We start from the raw sequence: 9189 nt of genomic DNA on the forward strand, positions 1-9189 counted from the left end.
CCATTGTATTCTTCAGAAACTGCTAAATCATATAATATATCAGAACCTTTTGTTGCTGGCGACCAATGATGCCCATAAGCTTCACTCACCATTTTAGTGTTTAAAAGTGAACCAGGATTAAGGGCAATCACAGCAATGCTGTTTTGTTGTTTTGCCAAATAAAAACTCCACATAGTCAGTGCCAATTTGCTTTGTGCATAGGCTTCACTAACATTAACAGAAGCTTGTCCGTTAAGAACACCAATCCTTACTGTAGATTGCGCAGCAGAACTTAAATTGATGATTCTAGAATCTGTTCCTTTTTTAAGCAATGATATTAAAGCATTGGTAAGTACGTATGGAGCAAAATAATTTACAACAAAACGAATGTCTAATCCATTTTTTGTTTTATCGACTGAACTCTTAAAAATGCCAGCATTATTAATTAGTACATCTATTTTTGTTAACTCATTTTCAATTTTAGAAGCCATTTTATTAACAGAGTTCATATCTGTAAAATCAGCAACAAGGCCATCTATATTATTATTGTTTGAGGCGTCTTTAACTTCAGAAATAACTTTAGCTAATTTTTCTGCATTTCTACCATGTAAATAGACCTTATGTCCATCTTTAGCTAGTTTTATTGCGGCAAGTTTTCCAATGCCATCTGTGCTTCCTGTGATTAATATTGTTTTGCTCATGCTGTTGTTTTTTCTTTTAATTCAATATGAAAATGAGGCAATACTTTTTCAGCCAGTTGTTCTAAAGTGTCTTCTATAGTATTAGTATTGAAGCGTAAATTAATCGCCACGTGGTTAACACCAATATCTTGCAAATGTTGAAAATAATTTACCAGATGTTTTGCTCCAATCTTAAAACCCAAATGAATAGCCTGAGGCTTAAAATCATCATCCTTATGCAAATCTATATAAAGTGGTTGCATGAAAGGTTTGTTTTTACCTTGTGGAATTAAATCGCGCCATTCCCTTATTTTATATTGTTGCTGATACAAATTACGAGGATAATACATCCAACCATCTCCATGTTCTGCATTCCATTCTAAAGATTGTTGACTGTAACCAGTAATCAACATTGGTATTTTATGATTCATGGCTTTTGGTAACACATCTATATGGCCTTTTAGTTGCCCATAATGATTATCTTCTAAAACAGGAAAGCCTTCTTGCACCTTTCTAATATATTCAAAAGCTTCACGAAATAATTCTCCACGCTTTTCGTAAGGAATATTCATAGCAGGATATTCATCATAACGATCACCAGAAGCAATGCCTAAAATAAGTCTTCCATTAGATAACTGATCTATAGTTGCAGCTGATTTTGCTACATGGACAGGATGATGTAAAGGCAAAGCAATACTAGCAATACCTAAAGCTATTTTAGAAGTTTGAGCAGCTAAAAAACCTAAATAGGTAAACGGATCGTACATCTGACCAGCATCACCAAAAGAAGGGACATGAAAAGGGACATCGCGCAGCCATAAAGCCTTAAAACCAAGTTTTTCAATAAGTGCAATACGCTCTAAATGATGTTGCATTGATGGAATAGGGCTTTGGCTATAATTTTCAATAGGAATAACCAAGCCAATACTTAATTGGCTTGGTTTAAAAACACTATTGAATCCGTTATTTATGTTTTCGAATTCCATACAATGAGGTTTTCAACTTTTAAGCAAAGTCGTCTTTTCCTTCAATAAGGTAATGATGGCTTATAGATCCTTCAGTTCTTGCTTTTAAATGCTCAGCATAACCAGGATCTGCCATAAAATCTAAAGCAGCTTGTTTGCTTGGCCATTCTAAAATGATGCGCAAACCAGCTTTTTGCTCATTTCCTTCTAACTGTTGATGAGATACTGTGCGTGCCAAGTATTTTCCACCATGCTTTTTTATGATTGGACCAGATTCTTTTAAATATGCAGGAATCCAATCTTCTGTAGTTGGGCTAACATCTAATACCGAATAATAAGTCATGATTCTTAGTTTTATCAATTATATTTCTGTAAATATTTCAGATTCTGGTAGTCTCGACTTTGGTGTTTTGTTAGGAATATTGAAATCTTCTTCAGTTCTATAGCCAACAGCCACAACCGTAACAGCAGTAAATCCTTTTTCTCTTAACCCAAATTCTTCATCTAACACTTTTAAATCTATGCCTTCCATTGGCAAAGCATCTAAACCTAATGTAGCAGCACCTAATAAGAAATTACCAATATTTAGATACACTTGTTTTTCCATCCAATGTTGCAGATCTTTTAGATCGTATTTGTGTATATCTGCAAAATAGTTTCTACCTCCGTGCATTTGTTGTTTTATATCTTCGTTTGGGTAGCGACCATCTTTATCTTCAACTTCTAAAACATGTTGCATATAGTCTTCATCTGCGCTAATACGCGAGCAAAATAGCACAGCAAGAGAAGCGTTTTTAACCTTAGGCTCGTTAAAACTATAAAAGCCTTGTGTGCCCTTGGCAATACGGTTTTTACCTTCTTCTGTATTAGCGATTATAAAATGCCAAGGCTGTATGTTGGTACTTGATGGACTCATACGTAACAAGGCTTTTAATTGCTCATAATCTTGTTCTGAAATCCTTTTGTTAGGATCAAAATCTTTTGTTGAATAGCGCCAGTTTAATGTTTCGTTTACGGTCATAATATGTTGTATTTTTAATTACTATAAAAATTATAGTAGCAAAACTAAGTATAGTTTGTTATCTTTGCAATAACTATCCTTTTTGATAGTACTGTTTTTTATGAATATTTAACAATTATGACACATAAGTTTAATGGTAAATCATATCCATGTTGCACAAGTGTAACGATGGGAATTATAGGCGGAAAATGGAAAACTGTAATATTAGCTTATTTAATGAATGGTCCTTTGCGTTATAGCGAATTGCGTAAAAAAATGGGAGTGGTAACAGAGCGCACGCTTAGTTTGCAATTAAAAGGTTTGGAAGAAGATGGTATTGTAAAACGTAAGGTCTACACTACAAAACCACCATTAAAAGTTGAATATAGTTTAACCGAATTTGGCGAAACTCTAAGACCACTTATAAAATCTATAATAGATTGGGGAGAATATGTAATTGCAGAATATGGTGAGTTGGTAGAGTAGTTTTTATATTTTTTATTACTTCATTTACAGGCAATTTAGTGATTATAAATTGTTGTGGTGTCGTTTTTTATCCTTAAAATATCCATTTCACTACTGTTACAATTCCAATAATTGAGTATATTACTAAGAAAATAAAAATTCCAATTATTGGATAAATAGTTAGTTTATCTCTGAATGTCATTTTTCGGATTTCATTTTTTTGATTTTTTTTAATAAAGTTAAGTTTTTTCTTAACTACTCACAGCGGTTTCGTATAAGCATAGTAAGGGATAAGTAAGCTATTGGTTTCTGTTTGAAAACTACTTTTGCAAACACCTAATTCCCTTTAATTTTAACCCTTATTATGCTTATACATTGTTGCCATTTCGTTGTTTTTCAAAGTTCAATTTATTCCATTTAAACTTATTGGCTACAATTACCATCTAAAATATCTTGGTATGTTGGATTGTAGGCATTATTTTCAACAAAATACTCATTTTGAATAATTTGTCCATTATTAATGAGTTGAGATATAGAACATAAATCAATTAAAGATTGATTTGGACGGCTCCAACTACTACTATCTGTTCCAATATATATACTTCCTGTAATAGTAGAAGTAGTCTCCAAACCACTTAACGATAATAGAGAGTTATTATCTCCAATAACGATATCTCCATTAATGGTTTGTAAATTCGAAAAGCTATTTAAGTCTGTTATACTATTATTGTTTTTTATTTCTAATTCTCCATCAATTAATGAAATATTATTTAAACCATTTAGTGAGTTTAAGGAATTATTACTACTAATACTTAAATTTCCTGAAATTGACGTTAAATTAGATAAACTTACGATAGAATTTAGGCTTTGGTTATTGCCAATAGTTAGTCCATCACCAATTGTAGTTAAGTTATCAAGACCTGTTAGTGAGTTTATACTGTCATTACCATTAATAGCAACATAACCTCCAACAGAAGATATATTATTTAACCCATTTAATGAATTGAGATTATCGTTACCCGTTATAGAAAGGTTTTCAATAACATTAGTTATGCTATTTAATTGATTTATTGAACTTAATAATGGATTACTATTTATTGATAAATTTCCATTTATTGTTGTTACACTATTCAAGGTATTTATTGAATTTAAAACTGAGTTGTAGGTAATTGCATAATTGCCACCTAACATATTAATGTTGTTTAAGGCATCTATATTTGTAAGATTAGAATTACTATGAATACTTAAATCGCCACCAATTGATTGAACATTATTTAAGCCTTCCAAGGAAGTAATAGAAGCTGTCCTATTAATCCATAAATCGCCTCCAATTGTATTTAAACTAATCAAATTATCTAAATTAGTGATATCAAAATTTAAATCATTAAACGAAGTTGTACCTATTGTTAAATTACCAGTTACTTCGGAATAATTAAATGAATTAATCTGTGCTTGAGTTGTTATTACTAAATTTCCATTATAAACTCCTCCAGATGAATTGTTTTCGGCAGTAAAGTTCCAAACATTAGAAGTAGCCAAAACAGTTCCTGTATTACTCAAAGTTTCTACAAACCAGTAGTATGTTGTGTTTTCTTGTAAATTAGAATAACTGTATGATGTTTGAGAATTTAAATCGAATTGTGTTGAAGGGCTAGTGTTGGTGTCAAAATATAATCTATATGTAGCATCGGAAGGTGTATTTGCTCCAACAGTAAAAGATAAATTACCATTTAATTCAATATCACTAGCATTATCACTTGGAATAGGATTAAAAACTGGCTCTGTATTTGCTGTATTAGTTAAAGTTGTAAAACTCCAAATAGATGAAGTTGCCAAAACACTTCCTGTATTACTAATTGTTTCAACTTTCCAAAAATACTGTATTCCTTCTTGTAAGTTTGTATAGCCTAATGTGTTCGTGTTTGCATCTAGGTTAAATATTGTTGTTGGGTTTGAATTTGTGTCAAAATAAACTTTAAATGTTGCATCAGTTGGTGTGTTTATACCTTCTGTAAATGATAGATTACCATTTAGGGGAATATCTGTTACGTTATTATTTGGAATTGGCGTATTTACTGGGTTTACAGTTGTATTTACATCTAATGCGAAACTAAAAATTAAACTTTCTGTAATTATAGTATTGTTAGAGTCTCTTGCTATTACTTTCCAAAAATATGTGCCATTATCTAAAGTATTTGAATATTCAAAACTTGTATTATTACTTGTGCCAATACTATTAAGTGAATTTACATCAGAACCTAACAATATTTCATAAGTTGGTGTTTCATTAAAATCATTTGGTTGCCAAGAAAAAGTAATAGGCTGATTAGATATCATTGAGTTATCTGAAGGTGTTGGATTCGTAATTGTAGCTATATTATATCCGCCTGAAGCTATTTCCCATTCAGGAATATTAATGAGATTATTCCATTCTTCATCAACTAAAGTAAAACCAAAAGCTTGTGCGTTAAAGAATGCACCAGTATCAATACCTCCATTAATTGACCAACTATATTCGGTACTATTGATAGCTCCTTCAAATCTTGCATATGGTTCTACACTAATTCCTGATGAAACAAAATCATCGTCATATAAAGATAAGCTAAATTCAGGTTTTATATATGCTTTTGCAGTACCACTAACAGAAGCTGTTGCAGTAGCACTTTGGTTATTTATTTCAAATCCGTTATTTGGTAAATATTCCCATCCATTATTATATGTTACTCCAGAAGTTGCAGTTGAGATATTATTATACGTATAAACTATACTTGCGTTTAAATCTCCATTTGCACCTATATACAGAGTGAATTTTGGAATAACCACAATTGGGATTCCTACTGTAATTGTGATTGGTGCTCCTGTAAAAGAGCCAAGTTCAATGTCATCTGTGTTAAAAGATACATCTACTTGAGTTGTTATGCTCACATTAAAATCATTTTCAGTTGTTATTGCTAACGTAAACTCTTCAATATTTGGCGACAAATTATCGTTACTGATAGTGATATCAAATACTATATTTGGTGTAATTGTTAAGTTTCCTGATAAAATAATATCAATTGGTACACCACCTTGATTTGAAGTAATTGTCTCATCAATAGGTATAGTAATTGGAATTTGGTTTCCATTTCTTTCCGATAAATCACTAGGTTGAAAAGTATAGTCAATTCCGCCTTCTGATACCTGTCCATCTTCATAATAATACTTTATCGCTTCGCTTAAGGGAACTCTTTGAGTTTGTATAATTGTATTGCCATTAGAATTACTTTTACTAATGACTTTCCTCAAAAAACCATTTGGTGCATTATTATTTACTCCAGAAACAATAATATCATTTGATTCAATCTCATTTTGATTACCAGTTAATATTATAGAATTTGTACTAACAGACATAATCTCTGATTGCTCTTTAATAAATGTTTGAGGTGTTGTTTGTTCTTGTGGTGTTTCATCGTCTTTATTACAACTTGTAAAAGCTAAAAGAAAGATGGTCAGAAGTAAGATGATTTTTTTCATATTATCATTGATTCAGTTTAGATTTGAGTGAGCCACAATGAATGGCAACGGTCTCGTATAACTGTCAGTTACGGGTTAAGTTAGCGTTTATTTTTAGTTTGGTCGCAAGCCTTAGCAATTCCGAGTGGATTCGGACGAAGTCGAATCCGCCGTAATTGCTGTTATACCGTGTTGGGTACAGTTATTTCTATTGTTTTTATGTTTTCAAAAGGTTCGCTTTCTACTTTAAATTCCAATCTGTCAAAAGCGATAGCCGATTTTCCTTTCTCAATTTCAGAATTCACTAAACTTTCCAACAATCCGATTCCTATTGCATCTACACCATAATAATCTAAAATTATACTATCATTTTTTTCAAAGAGAGCTTTTATTATCAACGCTTTTTTATTGGTGAAGCTTAAATGCTCAAACTTGTCAGTCATATTAATTCCGATTTCGTCTGTAATTCGTTTTGCGTTTTGCTTGTCAATCCGCATTTTATTATTCAGATATTTTTCTACTGTCAGCGGGTTTAACAATTCCGCTATTGTATTCTGTCGGTAGTTTTTCGCCCAAGGAAAATCCACTTTTTTATTTTGAAAATACTTTATTAATTCAATCGTCAAGTCAAAACTTAAAGGTTGATGTTCAGAGTCAAAATTTGGAATGTAAATTCTGATTAGATTTCCGCTCTTCAATTCAAATTCAGGCACAGAAATTCCGTTAATTTCAAATTCTTCGTTATGGAAAGTACTGTTCGTCATAATAATTGTACCCAACGGTAAAGTGTATAATTTCGTTACGTGGTTTAGGTACTAAAGATAGCAAATAAATCACAGATAGAAAGTCCGCGAGGACTTTCGTAAGTAGGCGAGTACTAGCAATGAATTATACACATTGTTCTACGCAGTTTTTTATCAGTTGTTTAATCTTAGGTGAAAATTCAATACTTTTTCCACGTAAAATCAGTTTATTTTTTTTAGTTGACAAATAATCAGAGAATGAATTGTTTTCCAAATTAATATCAACAACATATCCACCATATTGAATTGTCGTTTGTGCAATTTGTATCGGTAAATTTGTAGCTCCAGAAGTTCTGATTACAAATAATACTCCAGTATTTTTAGCAACTTTTAAAGAACTATCGATTTTATATGTCCTTTCATCGTAATATTCATCGAACCATAAAATATTTGCGCGCATCCAAGCTCCACAGTTAGGACATTTTAAAACGTTAATTTCTTCTTGGGTTAAATCTTCTGTGAGTTCTTTGCCTTTTAGTTCTGTTGGAATAGGTCTTATCTCTCTACAAGAAGCAGAACATTTTATCTCTCTGTAATTCCCGTGTATTTCGAATAATCTTTTATTTCCTGCTCGTCTGTGAAGATTATCTACATTTTGAGTTATTAATTGAAATCTATCTTTCAGTTCATTTTCAATTTGGGCAATTATTCTATGACTTTCATTCGGCTCTGCATTTTCTAGCATTTTTTTTCTAAAAAGAGTGTATTGCCAAACTTCTTCAGGGTTTTTATAGAAATATTCAAAAGTTCCAAACTTTTCGGGTTTATGAAATTTCGTTCCTTTAACCCAAATCCCATCTGAACCTCTGTAAGTAGGAATTCCACTATCAGATGATATTCCAGCTCCAGTTAAAAAAGTGAACTTATTTTTTTCTCTTTCTTAAAAACTTCTTCAATTATATTTTTTAGTTCGATGTTTTTCAAATTGCGTAGAACGGTTTTGTGTATGATTTTCCGCCGTAACCGAAAGATAGTGAATTGCAATGAATTCCGATTAGGAATTCAGCCGCAATGAGCTATACACCTTGTTAGGCAATGTTTTTTATTTCCGTTATTATAAGTTTTTCGATTAGGATTTTTTTCAAGTTAAAGTCATCTCTAAAATTATTAGGTTCTTTTACAAAAATTTGACTTAAAGAATCAAAATGAAACCTAAGTTTAATAGGCTCGTATTTTTTCGTTTTTTTATTCCAAATCGAAATTCCATCCAAGTCAAAATTCTTGGTAAACTTATCTTTAATTTTTTTCTAAAGGTTTTCATTCGTTTTTTATATGAAAGCAGCTCCAGTCAACCATCCCAACTTCTTTTACTAATGAATCAAATGTATTTAACTTGGAATTACAAACCGTGCAATTACCATCTTCAGTTAAATCATTTATTCCTCCCAGTATTCTAATTTCAGATATAATTTCGTCGGTTATTTCATTTATATCAATAATATTCTCTTTAAAATGTTTCTCTGAAAATATTTTTAGATTCGTACATTCTAATTCCATTTTTTCAAATGTCTCCTTTCTATTCTCAAAGTCTTGCTTTATATATATTTGACACAACCCTTTGATTCGGGCAGTATAACCTGAAGCTTCAAAAATAAATTTAGAATTCGGGTGATTTATATCAATCATTTTAAACTAATACTTATTTTTCAAATTACAGCCAACGTAAACGTATTTGTGCAGTTTGCCGTTAGGCATATTGCATAAATACGATGTTAAGTGTAGTAAATATAACACATTTTTTAAAAGCCGTATCATGGCTGATGTGTTATATTACGCAGTCACTTCCTTCGAGATCATTTTGTCCA

The 9189-nt window shown here is 31.4% G+C and carries 9 protein-coding genes; 1 reads left to right on the top strand and 8 read right to left on the bottom strand.

Annotation, left to right across the window (positions count from 1 at the left end):
- From N4A42_RS00490 to nfsB, 4 genes are all read right to left on the bottom strand, one after another.
- A partial coding sequence (locus N4A42_RS00490; protein ID WP_294068449.1) for an SDR family NAD(P)-dependent oxidoreductase occupies positions 1-680 on the bottom strand: 680 nt, incomplete at its 3' end.
- A complete protein-coding gene (locus tag N4A42_RS00495) occupies positions 677-1645 on the bottom strand; it encodes an LLM class oxidoreductase (RefSeq protein ID WP_294068451.1) in 969 nt (322 codons plus the stop codon). The genes N4A42_RS00495 and N4A42_RS00490, both read right to left, overlap by 4 nt.
- A gap of 19 nt (positions 1646-1664) precedes the next feature.
- Positions 1665-1967: a DUF1330 domain-containing protein gene (locus tag N4A42_RS00500; protein WP_294068453.1), complete on the bottom strand. Its 303-nt coding sequence runs from the start codon at positions 1965-1967 to the stop codon at positions 1665-1667.
- A gap of 18 nt (positions 1968-1985) precedes the next feature.
- The gene (nfsB, locus tag N4A42_RS00505) at positions 1986-2645 is read right to left on the bottom strand and encodes an oxygen-insensitive NAD(P)H nitroreductase (RefSeq protein ID WP_294068455.1); all 660 of its coding nucleotides are present in this window, start codon (positions 2643-2645) and stop codon (positions 1986-1988) included.
- Positions 2646-2762: 117 nt separating this feature from the next.
- Between nfsB and N4A42_RS00510 the strand changes: the two genes are divergently transcribed.
- Positions 2763-3110: a helix-turn-helix domain-containing protein gene (locus tag N4A42_RS00510; RefSeq protein ID WP_294068457.1), complete on the top strand. Its 348-nt coding sequence runs from the start codon at positions 2763-2765 to the stop codon at positions 3108-3110.
- A 402-nt stretch (positions 3111-3512) separates the two neighbouring features.
- Here N4A42_RS00510 and N4A42_RS00515 read toward each other — a convergent pair whose 3' ends face one another.
- The 4 genes from N4A42_RS00515 to N4A42_RS00530 all read right to left on the bottom strand — a co-directional run bounded on the left by N4A42_RS00515 (position 3513) and on the right by N4A42_RS00530 (position 9010).
- A complete protein-coding gene (locus tag N4A42_RS00515) occupies positions 3513-6602 on the bottom strand; it encodes a hypothetical protein (protein WP_294068458.1) in 3090 nt (1029 codons plus the stop codon).
- Between the two features lie 161 nt (positions 6603-6763).
- Entirely contained in the window at positions 6764-7360 is a 597-nt protein-coding gene (locus N4A42_RS00520) for a hypothetical protein (protein ID WP_294068460.1), read from the bottom strand.
- A gap of 109 nt (positions 7361-7469) precedes the next feature.
- Positions 7470-8222, bottom strand: coding sequence for an NAD-dependent deacetylase (locus N4A42_RS00525; RefSeq protein ID WP_367172439.1), 753 nt, complete (start codon positions 8220-8222; stop codon positions 7470-7472).
- A 419-nt stretch (positions 8223-8641) separates the two neighbouring features.
- Positions 8642-9010: a hypothetical protein gene (locus tag N4A42_RS00530; protein WP_294068462.1), complete on the bottom strand. Its 369-nt coding sequence runs from the start codon at positions 9008-9010 to the stop codon at positions 8642-8644.
- Positions 9011-9189 lie beyond the last annotated feature (179 nt).

Source organism: Winogradskyella sp. (genome assembly GCF_025210595.1).
Lineage (GTDB): Bacteria > Bacteroidota > Bacteroidia > Flavobacteriales > Flavobacteriaceae > Winogradskyella.

Coding starts and splice junctions, on each gene's coding strand:
- N4A42_RS00530 (WP_294068462.1), bottom strand. CDS start 9,010: ATGATTGATATAAATCACCCGAATTCTAAATTTATTTTTGAAGCTTCA.
- N4A42_RS00495 (WP_294068451.1), bottom strand. CDS start 1,645: ATGGAATTCGAAAACATAAATAACGGATTCAATAGTGTTTTTAAACCA.
- N4A42_RS00515 (WP_294068458.1), bottom strand. CDS start 6,602: ATGAAAAAAATCATCTTACTTCTGACCATCTTTCTTTTAGCTTTTACA.
- N4A42_RS00510 (WP_294068457.1), top strand. CDS start 2,763: ATGACACATAAGTTTAATGGTAAATCATATCCATGTTGCACAAGTGTA.
- N4A42_RS00500 (WP_294068453.1), bottom strand. CDS start 1,967: ATGACTTATTATTCGGTATTAGATGTTAGCCCAACTACAGAAGATTGG.
- nfsB (WP_294068455.1), bottom strand. CDS start 2,645: ATGACCGTAAACGAAACATTAAACTGGCGCTATTCAACAAAAGATTTT.